Annotated in this window: 20 protein-coding genes; 11 read left to right on the top strand and 9 right to left on the bottom strand. The window is 53.8% G+C overall.

Annotated elements, in window-relative coordinates; translation table 11 throughout:
• Positions 1–189 precede the first annotated feature (189 nt).
• Genes hemA through MOY_RS13455 form a run of 5 tightly spaced genes read left to right on the top strand, consistent with a single transcriptional unit; the run spans position 190 to position 4747 of the window.
• Entirely contained in the window at positions 190–1500 is a 1311-nt protein-coding gene (hemA, locus tag MOY_RS13435) for a glutamyl-tRNA reductase (RefSeq protein WP_009100704.1), read from the top strand.
• On the top strand, positions 1497–2585 hold the full coding sequence (prfA, locus tag MOY_RS13440; RefSeq protein WP_009100705.1) for a peptide chain release factor 1: 1089 nt from the start codon (positions 1497–1499) through the stop codon (positions 2583–2585). Before hemA ends, prfA begins: the two co-directional genes overlap by 4 nt.
• Positions 2586–2602: 17 nt before the next feature.
• The gene (prmC, locus tag MOY_RS13445; protein ID WP_035540774.1) at positions 2603–3448 is read left to right on the top strand and encodes a peptide chain release factor N(5)-glutamine methyltransferase; all 846 of its coding nucleotides are present in this window, start codon (positions 2603–2605) and stop codon (positions 3446–3448) included.
• Positions 3449–3480: 32 nt separating this feature from the next.
• The gene (locus MOY_RS13450) at positions 3481–3981 is read left to right on the top strand and encodes an Lrp/AsnC ligand binding domain-containing protein (RefSeq protein WP_009100707.1); all 501 of its coding nucleotides are present in this window, start codon (positions 3481–3483) and stop codon (positions 3979–3981) included.
• A gap of 4 nt (positions 3982–3985) precedes the next feature.
• Positions 3986–4747 carry a HesA/MoeB/ThiF family protein gene (locus MOY_RS13455; protein WP_009100708.1) on the top strand — a complete coding sequence of 254 codons (762 nt, stop codon included), beginning with the start codon at positions 3986–3988 and terminating at the stop codon, positions 4745–4747.
• Positions 4748–4835: 88 nt separating this feature from the next.
• Here MOY_RS13455 and ahpF read toward each other — a convergent pair whose 3' ends face one another.
• Both ahpF and ahpC read right to left on the bottom strand, forming a co-directional pair.
• Positions 4836–6392 (bottom strand): alkyl hydroperoxide reductase subunit F, encoded by a 1557-nt coding sequence (gene ahpF / locus MOY_RS13460; protein ID WP_009100709.1) that lies wholly within the window; start codon positions 6390–6392, stop codon positions 4836–4838.
• A 223-nt stretch (positions 6393–6615) separates the two neighbouring features.
• Positions 6616–7173: an alkyl hydroperoxide reductase subunit C gene (ahpC, locus tag MOY_RS13465; protein WP_443134865.1), complete on the bottom strand. Its 558-nt coding sequence runs from the start codon at positions 7171–7173 to the stop codon at positions 6616–6618.
• A gap of 336 nt (positions 7174–7509) precedes the next feature.
• Here ahpC and MOY_RS13470 point away from each other — a divergent pair, with 336 nt between their 5' ends.
• The 4 genes from MOY_RS13470 (at position 7510) to MOY_RS13485 (ending at position 11673) form a co-directional block, all read left to right on the top strand.
• The gene (locus MOY_RS13470) at positions 7510–8613 is read left to right on the top strand and encodes a polyamine ABC transporter substrate-binding protein (protein WP_009100711.1); all 1104 of its coding nucleotides are present in this window, start codon (positions 7510–7512) and stop codon (positions 8611–8613) included.
• A 96-nt stretch (positions 8614–8709) separates the two neighbouring features.
• Positions 8710–9891, top strand: coding sequence for an ABC transporter ATP-binding protein (locus tag MOY_RS13475; RefSeq protein WP_009100712.1), 1182 nt, complete (start codon positions 8710–8712; stop codon positions 9889–9891).
• A gap of 31 nt (positions 9892–9922) precedes the next feature.
• Positions 9923–10834, top strand: a complete 912-nt coding sequence (locus tag MOY_RS13480) for an ABC transporter permease subunit (RefSeq protein ID WP_009100713.1) — start codon at positions 9923–9925, stop codon at positions 10832–10834.
• Positions 10831–11673: an ABC transporter permease subunit gene (locus MOY_RS13485; RefSeq protein ID WP_009100714.1), complete on the top strand. Its 843-nt coding sequence runs from the start codon at positions 10831–10833 to the stop codon at positions 11671–11673. The genes MOY_RS13480 and MOY_RS13485 overlap by 4 nt, the downstream gene beginning before the upstream one ends.
• Positions 11674–11695: 22 nt before the next feature.
• Here the strand turns inward: MOY_RS13485 and MOY_RS13490 are convergent, their stop codons facing one another.
• Positions 11696–11905: a CPXCG motif-containing cysteine-rich protein gene (locus MOY_RS13490; RefSeq protein WP_009100717.1), complete on the bottom strand. Its 210-nt coding sequence runs from the start codon at positions 11903–11905 to the stop codon at positions 11696–11698.
• A gap of 124 nt (positions 11906–12029) precedes the next feature.
• On the opposite strand from MOY_RS13490, the gene MOY_RS13495 reads away from it, so the two are divergent.
• Positions 12030–12455: a DUF3617 domain-containing protein gene (locus MOY_RS13495; RefSeq protein WP_050949579.1), complete on the top strand. Its 426-nt coding sequence runs from the start codon at positions 12030–12032 to the stop codon at positions 12453–12455.
• Between the two features lie 182 nt (positions 12456–12637).
• Here MOY_RS13495 and MOY_RS13500 read toward each other — a convergent pair whose 3' ends face one another.
• Positions 12638–15778: an efflux RND transporter permease subunit gene (locus tag MOY_RS13500; protein WP_009100722.1), complete on the bottom strand. Its 3141-nt coding sequence runs from the start codon at positions 15776–15778 to the stop codon at positions 12638–12640.
• On the bottom strand, positions 15778–16848 hold the full coding sequence (locus tag MOY_RS13505; protein WP_009100724.1) for an efflux RND transporter periplasmic adaptor subunit: 1071 nt from the start codon (positions 16846–16848) through the stop codon (positions 15778–15780). Before MOY_RS13505 ends, MOY_RS13500 begins: the two co-directional genes overlap by 1 nt.
• 179 nt (positions 16849–17027) lie before the next feature.
• On the opposite strand from MOY_RS13505, the gene MOY_RS13510 reads away from it, so the two are divergent.
• On the top strand, positions 17028–18212 hold the full coding sequence (locus tag MOY_RS13510) for an NAD(P)/FAD-dependent oxidoreductase (protein ID WP_009100727.1): 1185 nt from the start codon (positions 17028–17030) through the stop codon (positions 18210–18212).
• A 110-nt stretch (positions 18213–18322) separates the two neighbouring features.
• Here the strand turns inward: MOY_RS13510 and MOY_RS13515 are convergent, their stop codons facing one another.
• The 4 genes from MOY_RS13515 to MOY_RS13530 form a co-directional block, all read right to left on the bottom strand.
• A complete protein-coding gene (locus MOY_RS13515; protein ID WP_009100730.1) occupies positions 18323–18619 on the bottom strand; it encodes a YqjK family protein in 297 nt (98 codons plus the stop codon).
• A complete protein-coding gene (locus MOY_RS13520; RefSeq protein ID WP_009100733.1) occupies positions 18597–18998 on the bottom strand; it encodes a phage holin family protein in 402 nt (133 codons plus the stop codon). Before MOY_RS13520 ends, MOY_RS13515 begins: the two co-directional genes overlap by 23 nt.
• The gene (locus tag MOY_RS13525) at positions 18998–19330 is read right to left on the bottom strand and encodes a DUF883 family protein (RefSeq protein WP_009100735.1); all 333 of its coding nucleotides are present in this window, start codon (positions 19328–19330) and stop codon (positions 18998–19000) included. The genes MOY_RS13520 and MOY_RS13525 overlap by 1 nt, the downstream gene beginning before the upstream one ends.
• Positions 19331–19406: 76 nt before the next feature.
• Positions 19407–20438 (bottom strand): phospholipase A, encoded by a 1032-nt coding sequence (locus MOY_RS13530; protein WP_009100738.1) that lies wholly within the window; start codon positions 20436–20438, stop codon positions 19407–19409.
• Positions 20439–20590 lie beyond the last annotated feature (152 nt).

Raw genomic sequence — 20590 nt, forward strand, 5'->3', positions numbered from 1 at the left:
AGCGGCTTGGCTGCCTGCGGCAAAGTGGTGTGGGCCAGATCATGCTCTGCTGTGGTAGGATATCTCACCTTGAAAAAGAGCAGCGTCAGCGCAATTTCTTAACGGCGGCGCCCGATAGACTTGCTTTAGCAAGCCAGACACATAGACGAGTGACGTGACGACCGATCTACTAGCGAAGACGCATATCGCATGACGCTTCTTGCCCTGGGAATAAATCATCGTACTGCCAGTGTGGCTGTGCGTGAGCAGGTGGCCTTTACGCCGACGCAGCTGGAAAGTGCGTTGGCTGAATTGCGTAGCCTGCCACAAATCAACGAAGCAGCCGTGCTCTCGACCTGTAACCGTACCGAGCTTTACTGCGTGACGGATGCTGCCGGTGAGCAGGTTGTGCTGGATTGGCTTGGACGCTTCCATAATTTGCGCGTCGAAGACCTCTCCCGTTGTGCCTACCATTATCTAGACAGCGATGCGGCACGCCATTTGATGCGCGTCGCCGTTGGCCTGGACTCTATGGTGCTGGGCGAGCCGCAAATTCTTGGGCAATTAAAAGATGCCTACCAACAAGCGCGCCAGGCCAAAGGCTTAGGCGGCGAGTTGGAGCGTCTGTTTCAGCATACCTTCGCGGTGGCTAAACAGGTGCGCACAGAAACCGGTATTGGTAAAAACCCCGTCTCAATCGCCTATGCCGCGGTGAGTATGGCCAGCCGAATTTTTGATGACTTTAGCCGAGCTCGTGCGCTGCTGATTGGTGCAGGGGAAACCATCGAGCTGGTAGCGCGCCACCTCCATGAAGCCGGTGTGCGTCAGCTCACGGTGGCAAACCGTACTCGAGAGCGGGCTGAACAGGTGTCGTCACCGCTTGGGGGCACTGCCATCACGCTGTCTGAGATTCCTGATGCGCTAGAGTATGCCGATATCGTCATCTCTTCGACGGCCTCTCCGCTGCCAATCTTAGGCAAGGGGATGGTGGAGCGGGCGCTGAAAAAACGCCGCCACCGTCCTGTGTTCATGGTGGATATTGCGGTGCCTAGAGACATTGAGCCGCAGGTAGGCGAGCTTGCCGATGTTTTCCTCTACACCGTTGACGATCTGGAAGAGGTTATTCAAGAGAATCGGCGCCATCGCCAAGTGGCCGCTGACCAGGCTGAATCGCTAATTGAGCACGGTGTCGGTAATTGGCTTCACGAGCGCCGTATTCGCAAAGGCGGTGAGTTGATTCGCGACTACCGTCGTCACGGTGAAGCGATACGCGACCACTCTCGAGAGCAAGCGCTTGAGCGTTTAGCGCGTGGGGAAGACCCCGCTAAAGTGATTGAGCGAATGGCGCATCAATTAGCCAATCGTTTGATGCACCACCCGACGCTTGCGCTGCGAGAAGCGGCCTCCCAAGAAAACCACGAATTGCTGAATGCCATGCCGCAGTTACTGCTTCCCGCTAAACCTGCGTTTGAGCAGCCCGCACGCCCGGTAAAACGCCAGAAGGATGATACACCCGCATGAAAGAGACTTTGCGCCAACGCTTAGATAGCTTTACCGAACGCTTTGAAGAGCTGGCAATGCTGTTGTCTGATCCTGAGGTGATTAACAACCAGCAGCGTTTCCGTGACTACTCCCGTGAATACGCCGAGCTGGAGGAGCTGGTTGCCACTTGGCAGCGTTATCGTGAGGTTGAGGTCAGTATTGAAGAGGCTGAACAACTCAGCCGCGACAGCGACCCAGAAATGCGTGAACTAGCAGAAATGGAGATCAGCGACGGGCGCGAGCAGCTTGGAAACCTGGACGTTGAGCTTAAGCGCTTGCTGGTGCCTAAAGACCCTGACGACGGCCGTGGCGTGTTTCTAGAAGTGCGCGCGGGCACTGGTGGCGATGAAGCCGCGATCTTTGCCGGTGACCTGTTTCGTATGTACTCCCGCTATGCCGAGAAGCGTGGCTGGCGCGTTGAAGTGATTAGTGCCAGCCACGGCGAGCAGGGCGGCTATAAAGAGGTTATTTCCCGGGTGAAAGGTGACGGCGTTTATGCCCGCTTGAAGTTTGAATCAGGTGCCCACCGGGTTCAGCGGGTACCAGCGACTGAGTCCCAAGGGCGCATTCACACCTCGGCCTGCACGGTAGCGGTAATGCCAGAAGTAGACGACGTGGGCGATATTGATATTAATCCTTCTGATTTACGTGTGGACACCTACCGCTCAAGCGGTGCGGGCGGCCAGCACGTTAACACCACCGATTCTGCTATTCGTATTACCCACCTGCCCTCCGGCGTAGTGGTGGAGTGCCAGGAAGAGCGTAGCCAGCATAAAAACCGAGCCAAAGCGATGTCGCTACTGGCTGCTAAGCTCAAGCGCAACGCGGTGGACTCCCAGCGACAAGAGCAGGCTGATGCCCGCCGCTCGCTAGTAGGCTCTGGGGACCGCAGCGAACGTATTCGTACGTACAACTTCCCCCAAGGTCGCATTACTGACCACCGCATCAATCTAACGCTCTATAAGCTAACGGAAGTTGTTAGCGGTGAGCAGCTAGATGAAGTCATTGAGCCGCTGATCCACGAGTATCAAGCAGAGCAGCTTTCCGCCCTTCAGGAAGCCTAATGGGTGCGTTGTCTGTCATGACCTACGATGCTCTACTGCGGCTTGCAGTGCCGCGTCTGCAAGCCGCGGGTTCGCCCTCAGCGCGAATAGATGCGGAAGTGCTGCTTAGCCATGCAACGGGGTATAACCGCACTTGGCTTTATACCTGGGGCGACCGTGAATGTCCTACCTGGGAACATGCGCGGTTTGATGCTCTAGTTGCTGCTCGCGTTCAGGGGCAACCAGTGGCCTATTTAACCGGTGAACGTGAGTTTTGGGGCCTGCGATTGGCCACGTCGGCTGATACGCTTATCCCCCGGCCTGATACGGAAACACTGGTAGAAGCGGTGCTGGGTCGTGGGCAGGCAAAAGCCGGTTGGCTGCTTGATCTAGGCACCGGCACCGGCGCTATTGCGCTGGCCTTTGCCAGTGAAAAACCTGGCTGGCATGTGATGGGCGCGGATATTCGCCTGGAAGCAGTTCGCCTTGCGGCTCGCAACGCCCAGGTGCTGGCGATTGCCAATGCACAGTTTGTACAAAGTGACTGGTTCAGCGCTTTTTCGGCGCCTGAATACGCTAATAAATTCAATATCATTGTTAGTAACCCGCCCTATATTGCGGCTGACGACCCCCACTTATGCCAAGGTGATGTGCGCTTTGAGCCGCGTTCTGCATTAGTCGCTGAGGCCAATGGTATGGCTGATTTAATTCATTTAGCCAATACCGCCAGTGCGCATCTCTCCGCCGGAGGGTGGCTGGCACTAGAGCATGGCTATTCTCAGGCTGGTCAGGTGCGCGAAGCGCTTGTACTGGCCGGCTATCAGAACGTTGAAAGTGTGCGAGACGTTGGCGGTCATGAACGGGTTACCCTAGGGCACCTTTAAAACTGCCTGATTCATCAGTAATGGATCCTGCCATGAAACCTAAAAATAGAACGCTGGACCGTATCGATCTTAAAATTTTGCGATGTCTGCAGGAGAATGCGCGTATTTCCTACGTGGACCTTGCCTCAGAAGTTGGCTTATCCACAACCCCTTGCTTAGAGCGCGTCAAGCGCCTTGAGCGAGCCGGTATCATTCGCGGCTACCAAGCGATTCTCGACCCACGAGCCTTAAAAGCTAACCTGCTGGTGTTTGTAGAAATCAGCCTGGAAACCCAGTCGCCTGCAGTATTTGATGAGTTCCGCCGCGCGGTGGAAACGCTCCCGCAGATACAAGAGTGCCACTTAGTCTCTGGTCAGTTTGATTATATTTTGAAGTGCCGGATTCCTGAGATGGCGGCCTACCGCCAGTTACTCGGCGATGTGGTACTCACCTTGCCCGGGGTAAAAGAGTCGAAAAGCTACGTGGTCATGGAAGAGGTGAAAGAGAGCTTCAGCCTGCACATACCCGACTTCGAGGAATTTGAGGATAAGTAAGCCGATGATGGACGATCAGGCGCTGCTGCGCTATAGCCGCCAAATCATGCTGCCCGAGGTTGATATCGACGGGCAGGAGCGCCTGCGAGGCGCCCACGCGCTGATTATAGGTGCAGGTGGGTTGGGCTCGCCGGCAGCACTCTACTTAGCGGCCGCGGGCGTTGGGCGTATAACCATTGCCGATGCAGATGTTGTTGAGCTTTCTAATCTGCAGCGGCAAATCGCCCATCAGCAGGCAAGCATTGGCGTTAATAAAGCATGCTCAGCGAAAGCCAGCATGGAAGCGCTGAACCCTGAGTGCCAGGTAGTGGCTGTGGAGCAGCACGCAGCAGGCGAGCAGTTACAGACGTTAGTGGATTCGGCAGATGTTGTGCTTGATTGCACCGACCGTTTTTCAAGCCGCTACGCGATTAATACCGCCACACAGCAGGCGGGCGTGCCGCTTGTTTCTGGCGCGGCGATACGCTTTTCCGGGCAGCTGGCGGTATTTGACCCCCGAAACTCAGATGCCCCCTGTTACGCCTGCCTTTATCCCCCTGATGATAGCGATAGCGATGATGAAGCTCTTAGCTGTGCTGAAAGCGGGGTGATGGCACCGCTCGTTGGTTTAATTGGCTGTTTTCAAGCGGTGGAAGCCTTCAAACTGTTAAGCGGTGCTGGAAAGCCCCACCAAGGGCTTTCGACCTTTGAGGGTATGAGTGGACAATGGCGCCACTTCCAGGTGCTCCGAGATCCCGCCTGTCAGGTATGTGGGAAAAGAGAGTAAAAAAAGCCCGCTAAGTAGCGGGCGTGACGTCACGGTCTTATACGTCAAAAGAACGATCCCAAAGGGCGGTAACCCGCCCTTTGGCTAGTTAATTGCGAATCAGATAATCAAAGGCGCCTAGCGAGGCTTTTGCGCCTTCGCCCATGGCAATAATGATCTGTTTATAGGGCACGGTGGTGACATCCCCTGCAGCAAACACACCGGGTACCGAGGTCATGCCATGGGCATCGACAATAATCTCTCCGCGGGGCGTCATCTCAATCGGTGAGCCTTTCAGCCACTCGGTATTAGGTACCAAGCCAATCTGAACAAAAATACCCTCTAACGCGATGGTTTTGATGTCATCGGTAGTACGGTCTTTATAGGTTAGGCCGTTAACGCGGCTGCCATCGCCGGTTACTTCGGTGGTTTGCGCGTTCAAAATAATATCGACGTTGGGCAGGCTCTTGAGTTTTCTCTGCAGCACGGCATCTGCGCGCATTTCACCCATGAACTCTACCAGCGTTACGTGACCCACGATGCCCGCAAGGTCAATGGCCGCTTCTACACCAGAGTTGCCGCCACCAATAACGGCAACGCGCTTGCCTTTGAACAGTGGGCCATCGCAATGGGGGCAATAAGCCACGCCTTTGTTACGGTACTGCTGCTCACCGGGAACATTCATTTCACGCCAGCGTGCGCCAGTGGCTAGCACGAGTGTTTTGCTCTTTAGCTTCGCGCCGGACTCCAGGGTGACTTCATGCAAACCGCCTTCCGCTTCAGCAGCCTTGAATGACGTAGCGCGCTGAAGGTTCATTACGTCAACCTCGTACTCTTTGACGTGCTCTTCCAATGCGCTAACTAGCTTTGGGCCTTCGGTATGGGAAACTGAAATAAAGTTCTCAATGCCCATAGTGTCGGCCACTTGGCCACCAAAGCGCTCTGCAGCAACACCGGTGTTAATGCCTTTGCGGGCAGAGTAAATGGCTGCTGATGCACCGGCGGGGCCACCACCAATCACTAGCGTATCAAAGGCGGCTTTTTCGCTAAGCTTTTTCGCTTCACGCTCGGCAGCGCCAGTGTCTACTTTGGCTAAGATTTGCTCAAGTGTCATGCGACCCTGGTCAAAAGGCTTGCCGTTTAAGTAGATGCTGGGCACCGACATAATTTCCCGCGCTTCTACTTCATCCTGGAACAGCGCGCCATCAATGGCGACGTGACGCACGTTCGGGTTAAAGATCGCCATTAAGTTGAGCGCTTGAACGACATCAGGGCAGTTCTGGCACGAAAGCGAGTAGTAAGTCTCGAACAGCATGTCGCCGTCGAGGTTCTTGATTTGATCCAGCAGTTCTTGAGAGGTTTTCGGTGGGTGGCCACCGACTTGCAGCAGCGCCAGTACCAGCGAGGTGAACTCGTGGCCCATGGGGATACCTGCAAATACCACGCCGGTCTCTTCACCGGGGCGATTAATAGCAAAGGATGGCTTGCGGCTATCTTGGCCATCGCTGTGCAGAGTAATTTTATCGGTGAGGCTGCTGATATCTTCCAGCAGGCCCAGCAGTTCTTGTGACTTGGCACCGTCATCGAGGGACGCAACGATCTCGAACGGTTGAGTCACTTTTTCCAGATAAGCTTTCAACTGGTTTTTTAAATTAGCGTCCAGCATGACAGTGGTTTCCTCGCGATCTGCTTGTCAATGTTCTCGACCTTAAACGCCGCTCACTAAAAACATTCAGCGCAAATAATGGCGTAAGGGAAAACGATAGTTGCGTAAAAATGGTGCTTGAAGAAAAACACCCGGAACTATGCCCGGGTGTCATACTGTCTATAGGGCCACCATGGTTTGGCAGCTTAGCGCTGACAAACCTAGGCTGGCAGCTGAGGGCGAGTTAGATTTTGCCTACTAGATCCAGAGAGGGCGCTAGCGTCTCTTCGCCTTCTTTCCATTTTGCCGGGCAAACTTCGTTCGGGTTAGCGCGAACGTATTGAGCGGCTTTCACTTTACGCAGTAGCTCTTCGGCATTACGGCCGATGTTGCCAGCGTTAATTTCAACGATCTGAATTTTGCCGTCTGGGTCAACAACGAAGGTGCCGCGCTCAGCAAGACCGGCTTCCTCGATGAGGACTTCAAAGTTGCGCGAAATGCGCAGCGTCGGGTCAGCAATCATTGGGTACTGCAGCTTGCCGATAGTCTCAGAGCTGTCGTGCCACGCTTTGTGAGTGAAGTGGGTATCGGTTGAAACGCTGTAAATTTCAACGCCCAGCTTCTTGAATTCTGCGTAGTTGTCGGCCAGGTCGCCAAGCTCAGTGGGGCAAACGAACGTGAAGTCAGCGGGGTAGAAGAAAAATACTGACCACTGGCCTTTAAGGTCTGCTTCGGTAACGTCAACAAACTCACCGTTCAAATAGGCAGTCGCTTTAAACGGTTTTACTTCAGTGTTGATCAAAGACATTTAAATAATCTCCGTGTTAAGTGATTGGTAGGGGGAAAATCTGTCCCATATGGTAACGCTCTACTACTAATAGCTAAAATTGAAAAAAACAATCTTATTGATAGTGAGCTTGTATAGTGACGTGTTTGCTTGCGACACAGACTGTGAGATGGGGGCACTGATGGCATAAGACAAGAATTTTTCACATTGACTTGCGGTTGTCCGCACTGCACCGCAAAATTCGCACGGTTTGCAGAATCGCCTAAGCTATTGCGGGTGGTGACGTAGGGGCTGACGCGCGTAACTGACCATTGAATGTTTGCGATAATTGTTTTGACGAGGAGGAGTGACATGAGGAACATCCACAAACTTTCCGGGGCCGTTGCGGCCATCTCTTTTGCCGTAGCGGCCACTGCTGCCCATGCTGATGAAGTACGGGTGTATAACTGGTCAGACTATATTGCACCAGAAACGCTGGAGAAATTTACCGAGCGCACCGGTATTAGTGTCACTTATGATGTTTATGACAGTAATGAAATTCTTGATGCTGCATTGCTATCAGGGCGCTCAGGATACGATGTCGTCGTTCCGTCAACCCACTACTTCACTCGCCAATTGAGAGCTGGCGTTTACCAGCCGCTCGATCATGACCTGTTGCCCAATTTAGGCAACCTAGACCCTGATTTGATGAGCAATTTAGAAGCCATTGACCAGGGTAGCGAATACTCAGTGCCTTACATGTGGGGAACCAACGGTCTTGGCTATAACGTCGATCGCGTCACTGAGATACTAGGTGACGATGCTCCCCTGGATAGTTGGGCGCTGCTGTTTGACCCTGAAATTACGACCCAGCTCAACGATGCGGGCTGTGGATTAGCCATGCTCGACTCTGGTGATGAAATGTTGTCACCCGCTATGGCCTACCTAGGTCTTAGCCCCCTAAGTGAAAACATTGAAGATTTAGAAGCCGCCGGCGAGTTGATTGCGGCTATTCGTGGCAACATCACCTACTTCCACTCCTCGCGCTATGTGTCTGACTTAGCTAATGGCGATATTTGTGTGGCAGCGGGCTATTCCGGCGATATTTTTCAGGCAGCTGACCGTGCCGAAGAAGCGGGCCGTGATTTTACGATTGGCTACAGCATTCCCAAAGAAGGGGCGGCATTGTGGTTTGATATGATGGCGATACCGGCAGATGCGCCTAATACTGAAAATGCCCATGCCTTTATTAACTTTATTCTTGAGCCTGAAATTGCCGCCGAAATTAGCGAATACGTGCGCTATGCTAACCCGAACGCAGCGGCTAACGAGTTTGTCTCTGAAGAGCTGTTGAACGATCCTGCTGTATATCCTGAAACGGACGTTTTGCAGAACCTTTATGTCGCGGTAGAAAAACCCCAGGAAGTTCAGCGTGCCCGCACGCGTATCTGGAACCGCGTTAAGTCCGGCCGTTAATTTATCCACCGTCTGATGGCGAGCTAGGTCGTGTGCCTGGCTCGCTGTTTGTCTTTTTAACGCCCGGTTTGTCGGGCCTTTTGATGGGAGTGGCGAATGGTCACTACGCCCCTGTCGAGCGCGTCGTCCTCTTCACCATTGGAAACCTCGTCGGCTTCGCGGCCCCAGGGAAAAACCCCGCGGTTTGCCGAGGATATCGTGCTGGAGGTAAAGCGACTCAGTAAGCGTTTTGACGATGCTTTAGCGGTGGATGACGTTAACCTTACGGTAAAGCGTGGCGAGATTTTTGCGCTGCTGGGTGGGTCGGGGTCGGGTAAATCAACGCTGCTACGCATGCTGGCAGGCTTTGAAACGCCCAGTGAAGGCAAAATCTTATTGAGCGGTGAAAATATTACCGATATGCCGCCCCATAAACGCCCGATCAATATGATGTTCCAGTCCTATGCGCTGTTCCCTCATATGACCGTGGCGCAAAACATTGCCTTTGGGCTGAAGCAAGACAAGCTCTCCAAAGCAGACATTGAGGCACGTGTGGCCCAAATGCTTAAGCTGGTGCACATGGAGCGGTTTGCCAAGCGTAAGCCGCACCAGCTGTCCGGCGGCCAGCGCCAGCGTGTGGCATTGGCAAGGTCGCTGGCTAAGCGGCCCAAACTGTTGTTGCTCGATGAGCCCATGGGGGCGTTGGATAAAAAGCTACGTACCGAAATGCAGCTGGAAGTGGTCGAAATTATTGAGCAAGTTGGGGTGACCTGCATCATGGTGACCCACGATCAAGAAGAAGCCATGACCATGGCGGACCGCGTGGCCATTATGGCCGATGGCTGGATTGAGCAGGTGGGCTCACCGGTGGACATTTACGAGAGCCCAGCCAGCCGCATGGTGGCGGAGTTTGTTGGCACCGTAAATTTGTTTGAAGGAGAGATCGTCGAAGATGCTGCCGACCACTGCCGTATTAGCTCGCCTGCTCTCTCTCGGCCGCTCTATATTGACCACGGCATTACCACTCAAGCGGTAGATCGCCGGGTGTGGGCCGCGCTTCGCCCAGAAAAAATCTGGCTAACCCGTGAAAAGCCCGCCACGGCGCACAACTGGGAAGAGGGGACGGTAGACGATATCGCTTATCTAGGCGGCTACTCGCTCTACTACGTGCGCACCGCATCGGGGCAGCGGATAAAAGTCAGCATGGCCAATACCGAGCGTCGAGGCGACCGTCCAACTTGGGAGGATAGCGTCTACGTCTATTGGGAAGACCATAGCGCTATCGTGCTGAATCGCTAATGCCCTGTTGGCCCTTAGGAGATCGCCTTAAATGATGCCATCTCGTGTGACTGGTTTTATGAAGCGCCTGCAGCTAGGCCGCCGGGGGGTGATTGCGCTTCCCCTGGTGTGGCTGACGCTGTTTTTTTTGTTGCCGTTTGCGTTGGTGCTTAAAATCAGCTTGTCTGAGTCAGTCATCGCCATTCCGCCCTATGGGCCGCTGGTAGAGTACGCTGACCAAACGCTGCATGTGTTTCTCAACATGGGGAACTACCTTTTCTTACTCTCGGACTCTTTGTACCTTGCCGCGTACTGGGGCTCGATTAAAACCGCGTTTATTTCCACCACGGTTTGTTTATTGATTGGCTACCCAATGGCTTACGCCATGGCACGGGCGCCGGGGCGATGGCAGCTTATCTTGCTGCTGCTGGTTATGCTGCCCTCCTGGACATCGTTTTTGATTCGGGTGTATGCCTGGATGGGGATTTTGAGCAATAGCGGGCTAATCAATAACTTCCTAATGGGGGTCGGGTTGATTGACTCACCGCTACGGATGATGAATACCCAGTTTGCGGTCATTGTTGGAATTGTCTATGCCTACCTACCGTTTATGGTGCTGCCGCTTTATGCCCACCTAACACGATTGGACAATTCTCTATTAGAAGCGGCATCTGATCTTGGGTCGCGCAAGCTCAATACCTTTATAACGGTCACGCTACCGCTCTCTATGGGAGGGATTTTGGCAGGCTCTATGCTGGTGTTTATTCCTGCTGTGGGTGAGTTCGTCATCCCGGAGCTACTGGGTGGGCCTAATACACTGATGATCGGTAAAGTGCTTTGGGAAGAGTTCTTCTTAAACCGCGACTGGCCGGTCGCCTCCGCACTGGCAATGGTAATGCTACTGCTGTTGCTAATACCTATCGTGTGGTTTCACCGTTACCAATCACGGGAGCTTGAAAAATGATCAGCGCTCGCCGTCGTCCTAGTTTTACCACTGTGATGCTGGTGCTGGGCCTGCTGTTTCTCTACCTGCCTATGGTGGTGTTGGTGGTTTACTCCTTTAATGCCTCGCGGTTAGTTACCGTGTGGGCAGGGTTTTCCACTCAGTGGTACGGGGAGTTATTCCGCGACAAACAGATATTGGCAGCGGTATGGACCAGTCTCAAAATCGCTTTCTTCGCGGCCAGCATGGCGGTGTGTCTGGGTACTGTCGCCGCGTTTGTAATGACGCGCTATGGTCAGTTTCGGGGTAAAACAGCGCTTTCGAGCATGGTGACCGCACCACTGGTCATGCCAGAAGTTATTACGGGGCTGTCGTTGCTGCTGCTTTTTGTGCAGATGGCACAGCTAATCGGCTGGCCCGCTGATCGCGGTATGGCGACTATCTGGATTGCTCACACTACCTTCTGTAGTGCTTATGTAGCGGTGGTGGTCGCCGCACGTCTGCGCGAAGTTGATCGCTCGATAGAAGAAGCGGCCATGGACCTTGGCTCTCCGCCGGTGAAAACGTTCTTCTTTGTGACACTGCCGGTCATTGCGCCTGCGCTGGCTGCCGGTTGGCTACTGGCGTTTACCCTGTCGTTAGACGACTTGGTTATCGCCAGTTTTGTCTCTGGCCCAGGGGCAAATACCCTACCCATGGTGGTGTTTTCATCGGTGCGTATGGGGGTGTCGCCGAAGATCAACGCGTTAGCTACGCTGATTATATTGACCGTCTCATTGGTAACACTATTGGCGTGGTACTTTATGCGCCGCAACGAGGCCAAACGCCTAATGCTCTTAAAGCAGACGGATAGCGCCTAGTTCATAGTGCCCGTCTCATAGCTCATAGCACGTCGTCGTCACGGCCGGTGACGACGGCTTCAAGCTCACCGGTTATGGGCGAGATAATCACCTGCAATTGAATGGGCGCACAGCACTGGTGGCAGTCCTCCCACGTGTCGTGGCTCCCTTGAGAGGTGTCGATGATGAAAGTAAGCGTTGTGTCGCAGTAGGGGCAGTCAAAGGTGTGATTCACTAAGGCATCGTCTTGCATAGCGGCTTCTCTTAAGCAGATACTTTAAGGCCTGAGTGTAGCAGTGCTTCTCTTGCGCGGGCATCGCTGTGCCGAATCAGGTAGGATAATAAAGATTTTCTAAAGCAACGCAGTGAGTATAACGATGATGATACGTAACATGGCAGTAGCAGCCTTTTTGGCTTTCCCGATGGTCGCCCTGGCAGAAACACCTAACGTAACGCCTGGCGAGTGGGAGTTCGTCAGCGTGACCACGATGAGTGGCGAAATGCAGATTCCGGATCAAACCGAAACCGAGCGCCAGTGCATTACTCAAGATGAGTTAGACAGCGCTGAGTTTGGGTTTATCGAAGAAGAGGCGGGCTGCGAGCTGCTTAATCAGGATATAAATGCCGACGGCCTCGCCTACAGCATGGTGTGCCGTGCTGAAGGTGGCGAAGCCACTATCGATGGTGAAATGCGCTTTATGGGCGAGCAGATTGAAGGCACCGTTGATATTTTTACGCAGTCGCCCATGGGTGAGCTAACCATGCAGACTGTGATTGAAGGCGAGCGTATTGGCGACTGCTAATAAGTGAAATGCGGCACTGGCTAACTAGTAGTATCAAGTAAACTAGCCGTATCACCAAACGCACAGCGCGCCCCTTATTAGGGGCGCGCTGTGCGTTTAACTGCAGTCATTAATAGCTTGCACAATCGCTGTATTTCACAGGGTGTTTAGCAATGGCGCCACTTATTTAGCGCCAAACGGTGCTATCGATCCGGCGTTTCAAGGGGCTCGTGGGTTGCCGTTGGAGCGCTTGCGATCTCATCTTCAAGCCTGCGTTTCACCGCCCCCGGCGAACCCGTATAGCGTGCTAGCAGGTCATACGCTACAGGCACGATAAACAGGGTGAAGATCGTGGCTGCCCCAACGCCTGCCATGATCACAGTGCCGATAACCAGGCGCGATTCCGCACCTGGGCCGCTTGATAAAATCAGCGGAATTGACCCGGCCATGGTGGTGATAGCGGTCATTAGAATGGGCCTTAGCCGCGTTACCGAGGCTTCAATAAGCGCAGAGCGAAACGCTTGGCCTTCATCGCGCAGCTGGTTGGCGAACTCCACTATCAAGATGCCGTTTTTAGCCGCCAGGCCGATCAACAGCACAAGCCCCACTTGGCTGTAGATATTAAGCGACTGGCCCGTTAGTAGCAGGGCAAGCAGCGCGCCGCTCATGGCTAACGGCACGGTGAGCATGATCACAAAGGGGTGGATTAAGCTTTCAAACTGCGCAGCAAGCACCAGGAAGACCACCACCGCGCCAAGCACCAGCAAAAAGGTAGTGGCACCGCTGGCCTGTTGGAAGTCCCGCGATGGCCCTGCTAGGTTGGTTTGAGCCTCCTCCGGCAGAATGTCGTCAGCGGTTTGCTGAAGGTAGGCAAGCGCTTCGCCCAACGGGTAACCATCGGCTAGGTTAGCTTCAATGGTAATTGCTCTAACCCGGTCAAAGCGGTTAAGGGTGCTAGCGCCAGCAAAGTCTGAGAGTGTCACTAAGCTGGCCAGCGGGATCAGCTCACCAGAGCGGGCTGAGCGCACCTGAATATTATCCAGCGCACGGGGGCTATTTTGCCGCCCCCGGTCGCCCTCTAAAATGACATCGTACTCCTCGCCGTCATCCACGTAGCGGGTGACATTGCGCCCACCCAGCAACACTTCAAGGGTGCGGCCTATCTCCGTCACGGTAACGCCAAGATCGGCAGCACGCTCATAGTTGATATCTACACGAAGCTGGGGCTGTGTTTCGTCGTAATTGCTCTCTAGGGCGGTTAGCCGAGGGTTATCTTCGCGCACATGATTAAGTAGCGTGTCTCGCCAGCCAGCGAGCTCTTCATAGGTGCCGCCGCCCAGTACAAACTGAATGGGCTTTTGGGTACGCTGACCAAAGCCTTGCCGCATCACAGGAAACGCCTGGACCCCGGGTAGAGTGCCTAAGGTTTGACGAACATCCGCCATAATCTCCCATGCGCTGCGACGGCTACCCCAGTCCGCCATATTGATGATGATAAACCCGCTGTTAAAGTTTTCGATGTTGCCAAACCCACGCGGGGCGCGTACCACGATACGCTCCAGCTCGCCGCTTTCAACGAAAGGCGTTAAGCGAGCCTCGATCTCATCCATATAGTCCATCATGTAGTCAAACGTTGCCCCTTCAGGGCCATTCACCAACACGATAAAATTGCCACGATCCTCCTGGGGGGTGTACTCGTTGGGTAATTCGAATGCTAGCCACGCCGTTGCCGCAATCAGCAACACAAACAGCGCAACAACGATCCATTTAAATCGCAGTACCGCTTCTAAACCGTGTTGGTAACGGCGCTGGGTACCGGTTAGCACCCACTGCACGCCTTGGCCAATGCGGCTGTCGTGCATGCCGGGCTTGAGGATTTTGGACGCCATCATGGGCGTGAGGGTTAGCGCCAGCAGCGTAGATACCACCACTGCCGCTGCCATGGTAAGCGCGAACTCTGAAAACAGCCGACCAATATCGCCCTGTAACATGCTTAAGGGTAGAAAGACGGCTACCAGCACCAGGGTGGTGGCGATCACCGCAAAAGCAATTTGGCGCGTACCGCGAAACGCCGCGACCAGCGGTGTTTCGCCGTAGTCGTGCATGCGTCGGTTAATGTTCTCAAGCACCACAATGGCATCATCGACAATCAAGCCAATCGCTAGTACTAATGCCAGCAGTGTCAGCAGATTGATCGAAAAGTTCATGGCCGCAAGGGCAGTAAAGGCACCAATCACTGCTATAGGCACCGTCACCGCGGGGACGAGCGTTGTACGCAGGTTGCCTAGAAAGAGGAAAATCACTACCACCACCAGCCCCATGGCAATGAACAGCGTCATCACGACCTGCTTAATGGCTCCCGATACAAAGACCGACGCATCAAAATTCAGGTTGAGCGACATGCCTTCAGGCAGCGTGCTCTGTAGTCGGGTCATCTCCTGCTGGACGGCTGCTGATAGCTCTACGATGTTAGCGGTAGACTGCATAATGATGCCCAAACCTACCATGGGCACACCATTGGCGCGGAACACGGAGCGGTCTTCAACCGAGCCAATTTCGACCCTGGCGACTTCTGATAAACGCATCAAGTGACCGTTATCGCCTCGGCTTAAAGCGAGCTGTTTAAAGTCGTCCGGGGTAGCAAAGCTGCGTGGAAGGCGCACGATAAACTGGCGGTCTACAGACTCGATTGAGCCTGCCGGCAGTTCAACGTTTTCAGCGCGAAGCGCGTCTTCGATATCACCGACGGTTAATCCACGGGAGGCGAGGGCGTTGCGGTCTAACCAGACGCGCATCGCGTAATCGCGGCCACCGCCAACCCGTACCCTAGCCACGCCGGTTTGTACGGACAGGCTATCGACTAAAAAGCGGTTGGCGTAATCGGTGAGTTCAGTAATGGTGTAGTCTGCCCCTGAAAGGCTCAGCCACATGACCACTGTTTCACTGCTATCGGTTTTGGTGACTTCCGGGTTGTCGGCATCATCTGGTAGGTTACGCAGTGCCCCAGAAATACGGTCGCGCACATCGTTGGCGGCGGCGTCAATATCACGGGTAATGGCAAACTCGATCTCGATGCGTGAGCGGCCGTCTTCGCTTCGGGAGGTGATTAGCTCAATGCCTTCAACCCCAGCGATGCGGTCTTCCAACACCTGGGTAATACGGGTTTCAACAACGCTTGCAGAGGCACCGGGATAGCGGGTGTCGATACTGACAATGGGGGGATCAACGGTAGGGTATTCCTGAAGCGGCAACCGGTTGAGCGCCATCAGTCCGAAGGCAACGATAAGCGCTGCAATTACCATCGCGAGTACGGGCCGTTGAACCGAAATATCGGATAAGCGCATTAGCGATCAGCCTCCAGCAGCGCGCGGATACTGGTGTCGCTATCGACAACGCCTAGCAAGCGAACTTTTTGGCCATCCCTGGCCATCTGTAGGCCATGTACGACGACCAAGTCACCTGACTCGATGCCTTCAAGAACTTCCACCTCGCCATGGCGTCGTTCGCCGATGGAGACCTCCCGCTGCTCAAGGCGCCAAGATTCATCGTCCTGTTCATGAATCAGCATCACGTAGTGGCGGTCACCACTGGGCTCAAGCGCTGCTTCAGGAAGTACCACTGCGTCACGGGCGCGCTGCTGTACGATAACTTCCATCAGCATGCCGGGACGTAACCGCAGGCCAGGGTTATCAAGCTCTGCACGAACGCTCACGCTGCGTGAAACAGGGTCAATACGGGTGCCAATACTGGCAATTTGACCGCTGAAAATCTCATCGGGGAAGGCCGCTGTTTTGGCACTTAATGAAAGCCCGGAGGATAAACGCCCCAAAAACACTTCGGGAACGCTGAAATCAAGCTTCATTACGTTGAGCTTATCCAGGGTGACGAGCTCCATGCCTGGCGTGACCAGTGCCCCGACGCTGACGTTGCGAAAACCTACGCGCCCACTAAAAGGGGCCTGTATTTGATAATTGGCCAGTCGCGCTTCTAATGCCTGAGCATCGGCCTCTGCTTGGCGAAGCCGCGCTTGAGTATCTTCCACATCCGCCCGGGCGGCCAGGTTGCGTTGCTGCAGCTGTGCCGCTCGCTCTGACGCATTGCGACGCTCATCGGTTAGCGCTTGTGCGGCCCTTAACTGAGCCTGTTCTTCGGCGTCCTGCAAGCGAATAAGTAACTGGCCGCGCTCAACCTGTTGACCATCTTGAAAGTTGATTTCGGCAATTGTTTCGGTAACCGTGGCAGAGAGTGTGACACTCTCGTCAGCACTCAGGGTGCCAAGGGCTTCCAGGGGGTCAGACCAAGTAGTGAGTTCGGCGCGACTTCCAATAACGGCAGGGAGCGACTGGGCGTAGAGTGAGGTAGAGCATAGTAGTGCCACCAGAAAAATAAGTGCGATACGTCTATAAACGTGCATCAGTGTCTCAGCGTAGTAAGCTATAAAGTAGCAGCGCGTAAAAAGGCCCTAAGGGGCCTTGTGTGTTCTGTCATTGATACATTTTTGTACTTTAATTGTACAGAGTGATTTTAAGGTACAGTAAATCATCCCATGTTACCTGTTAAAATGCTTGGCTTTACTTGTTGGGAGCCTCTTTTATGGTCTACGACGTCGTAGTAATTGGCGCTGGTGCCGCAGGGTTAATGTGTGCGGCCCAGGCAGGCTACGCAGGGCGGCGTGTGCTAGTGCTGGATCATGCCAAAAAAGCAGGCAAGAAAATTCTTATGTCAGGCGGCGGACGCTGCAACTTTACCAACCTTGGCACCACACCTCAGCACTTTTACGCGGAAAATCCGTATTTTTGTATTTCTGCGCTAAAGCGTTATCGACCAGAGCACTTTGTTTCTCTGGTGGAGCGCCACGGTGTCGAGTACGTAGAAAAGGCGCCGGGGCAGCTGTTTTGTGCATCTTCTGCCAAAGAGATTGTAAGAGTACTGCTCACCGAGTGCGAATGGGCAGGTGCAGAGATTGCTCTGGGCACTCATATTACGTCCGTTGAGCAAGTCGGGGAGGGAATGCGCTTAGTTACTTCCCTAGGCCGCGTTGATGCTGGCGTGGTAGTGGTGGCGACGGGAGGGCTCTCCATTCCAACTATGGGCGCAACGGGATTTGGCTATGAACTTGCTCGGCAATTTGGTTTAGAGGTAATGCCTACCCGGCCTGGTTTGGTGCCCTTTACCTTAAGTGATACCTGGAAAGCCCGGGCTGCTGAGCTTTCAGGTATGAGCTTGCCGGCAGCGGTGAGCTGCAACGGACGCCAGTTTGTCGAGCCGATGCTATTTACCCATCGCGGGTTATCGGGGCCATCAATGCTGCAAATATCCAGCGTTTGGCAGCCCGGTGAGCCCATTGAAATTAATCTGTTGCCAGATGAAGACGCAGCAGCATCCCTACGAGATGCCCGGGCGGCGACGCCGAAACGGCAGCTCTCCACATGGCTGGGGGAGCGTTTTCCTAAACGATTTGCCCAGGCGCTGCTTGAGTGGATGCCCGAAAATGACCCGACTCGCCCCTTGGCTCACTATAGCAACGATGCTCTAGACTGCTGGGCAGAACGGCTAAATCGCTGGCAGCTCAAGCCCGCAGGTACGGAAGGGTGGAGGACGGCTGAAGTGACCATGGGGGGCGTCAATACTGAGGCGATCTCTTCAAAAACCTTTGAAGTAAAACACCTACCGCAACTGCGTTTTATTGGAGAAGTGCTGGACGTTACCGGCGAGCTTGGGGGGTACAACTTCCAGTGGGCATGGGCAAGTGGAGTGGCCTGCGGAGAGTCGTGTTGATTCTTGGATGAAAAAGCCCTAAGCAAAAACGATGAAGGCCGCATCGGTTGGATAACCTTTGATGCGGCCTTCATCGTTTTCAAGCCATGGGTGGCATTTAAAGTCTTTGTTTAAGAGGCCGCTTTCGCCAGCAGCTTAAACTTACGGAACAACATATAGCCTGCCAATGCTTTGCGGCCTGCTGCCATCATCCCGCCAGGGTGGCGTATCAGTCGAAATGCCACTATGCCGCCAGCAGCGTATAGGGGTAGTTTTAAGCTGTTCCAGTGCTTATCCAGCGGGGCAGTCGCCCGCAGTAAGTAATCACTATTGACCAGCATGTCCACGCGTTGCTGCTCTAGATCTGCAAGCAGAGCCGCTTTTCGCTCAGCACGGGTAAGTGGCTTATCGACGGTGGGTGATGTCATCTTCATTTGCCTCCAACAGCGCACGGTCAGCGGCTAGCTGTTTTAGTGTCTCTTTCAACAGCGTATGTCGTTTAGCTTGGCGAAGCGCAATAACCGCCAACAGCAAGCTTGAGGCGATTAGCACAAAGGCGCTTACGCTGATAGCCGTAAGGCGATACGTGTCCCAAAAAAGCACGACCACAAGCGCCGTTAACGTTGCCACACCTAGAAGCAGTAGCAAAAGGCTTGCACCCGCTAATAACAGCAGCGTGAGTAAACGTGCGCGCTCCTCTTCCAGTTCCAACACCGCCAAACGCAGGCGGGTTTCACCATTCGCTATTAGTGAATTCAGCAGGCGTTTAGCGGCAGAGAATACGCGTTGGGTTGGCCCCAAAGCCATTAGCGACGACCGAGCAGCATACCCACGATTAGGCCTGCAGCAGCGCCGATACCGATGCTGGTCCAGGGGTTGTCGTGAACGTAACGGTCGCAGCAGTCCACTTGATGAGAGAGGGACTCGCGGGTTTCGTCATAAATGCGCTCGCCTTTTGCTTCAAGCCGTGAGCGGGTATCTTTCAGGCGTCGCTCGGCGCGCTCACGAAGATCGCGCATTTCGCCGCTAGCATCCTTTGAAGTGGCATTAACCAGCTCTTCAACGGTTTCGCTGAGATAACGCAGATCTTCTTTAAGCTGATCAGCGCGAGCAGAGGAGTCAGTATTACGTTTAGCCATGATGTCTTCCTTTGACGAAGTGATAAGTGACGACTTCAAGCATAGCAGCCGACGCCGAGTAGACAACCCCTAAACCTTAACGGTTCAGTCCGGTAGCGCTGAACAGAGGATTTAAACTGAAACCGAGGCTGATTCGGTGTATTCGGTTATCGTAATCAATCATGCTCTCGCCATAGCCGTAATAGTACTGCAGATGGGCTCGGACACTATTGAACGCAGGCCAGCTGTAATCGACTTGAGTGCCATAATTGCCTGCACTTGGGTTGCCACGTACAAAGCCTGCTACTTCATGGTTATTATTCAGGCGTTTAGCTAAGCGTACGTCACCATATCCCATAAAACGATGAATATCAGGATTGTCGTCGCTGTTATCCGACTCAGGTATGCGCCAGTGCGGAACTAATGCAAGCGCCCAGTCGCCACGCTGAAAGGTGCTTTCCAAATACACCCGGTTCCAACTGCGGGACAGCGGGTCTGAACGGCCATTAGACTGGTGATTGAAGGAGAATCGGTTACGAGTATTCACCCAACCAAAGGCACGCCATGCATTATCAAAATCGATGAAGATTTCCGGTTCATAGTTGGTTTCCCTAAACGGGGAGGAGGCATCGGTATTATACGCCTGCCACCAGCTACGTTGCGTATAGCCAAAGTAGATATCGCCAACATCGCCAAAAACGTCTTCTGCAAGATTAAATTTGGCGCTGAATTGAAATTTCACTTCGGCACTATCCGCAGAGCTATCTTCGGTAACATTGCGAAAGTTCTCGGCGTTTTGCTTGGTGTTGTAGCTTACTGGGAATAAATAGTTGAGGCGGTGTGTGGTGATCGCAAAGGGGTTGCGTGAGGACTCCTGCTCCAATTGGCGGCGGTCGCTAAGATCCTCAAGCGCTACTTCTTCAGGAAGCAACTCCACCGGTAAGCCCATCGCCGCCTCTTCGGGAGCGTCAATTTGTTGCAGCTGTTGGCGGAGATGATAAAGCTCAGTATTTAACGCACGAATACGCGCTTCGACATCTTCGCGGGACTCCGCTAGCGCACTGGTCGTGAACGTTTGTGCGCCTAAAAGTGCCATAACGCCGGTACATAATAATTTTCGGATGACCATCAAGGTGGCTCGCAAATAGAGAAAAGCAGTTGTCAGGCTTGTTTTTATACAGGCTGCGGGTCTAAGTCAACTACTCTAGATTGCGCTGGGGGAAAGAACGTCTGACAATGGCGCTGTTTCTCGTAGTCGCGGGATTTCGGTGTCGATGAGGC

Origin of the sequence: Halomonas sp. GFAJ-1 (assembly GCF_000236625.2) — a bacterium.
Taxonomy (GTDB): domain Bacteria; phylum Pseudomonadota; class Gammaproteobacteria; order Pseudomonadales; family Halomonadaceae; genus Vreelandella.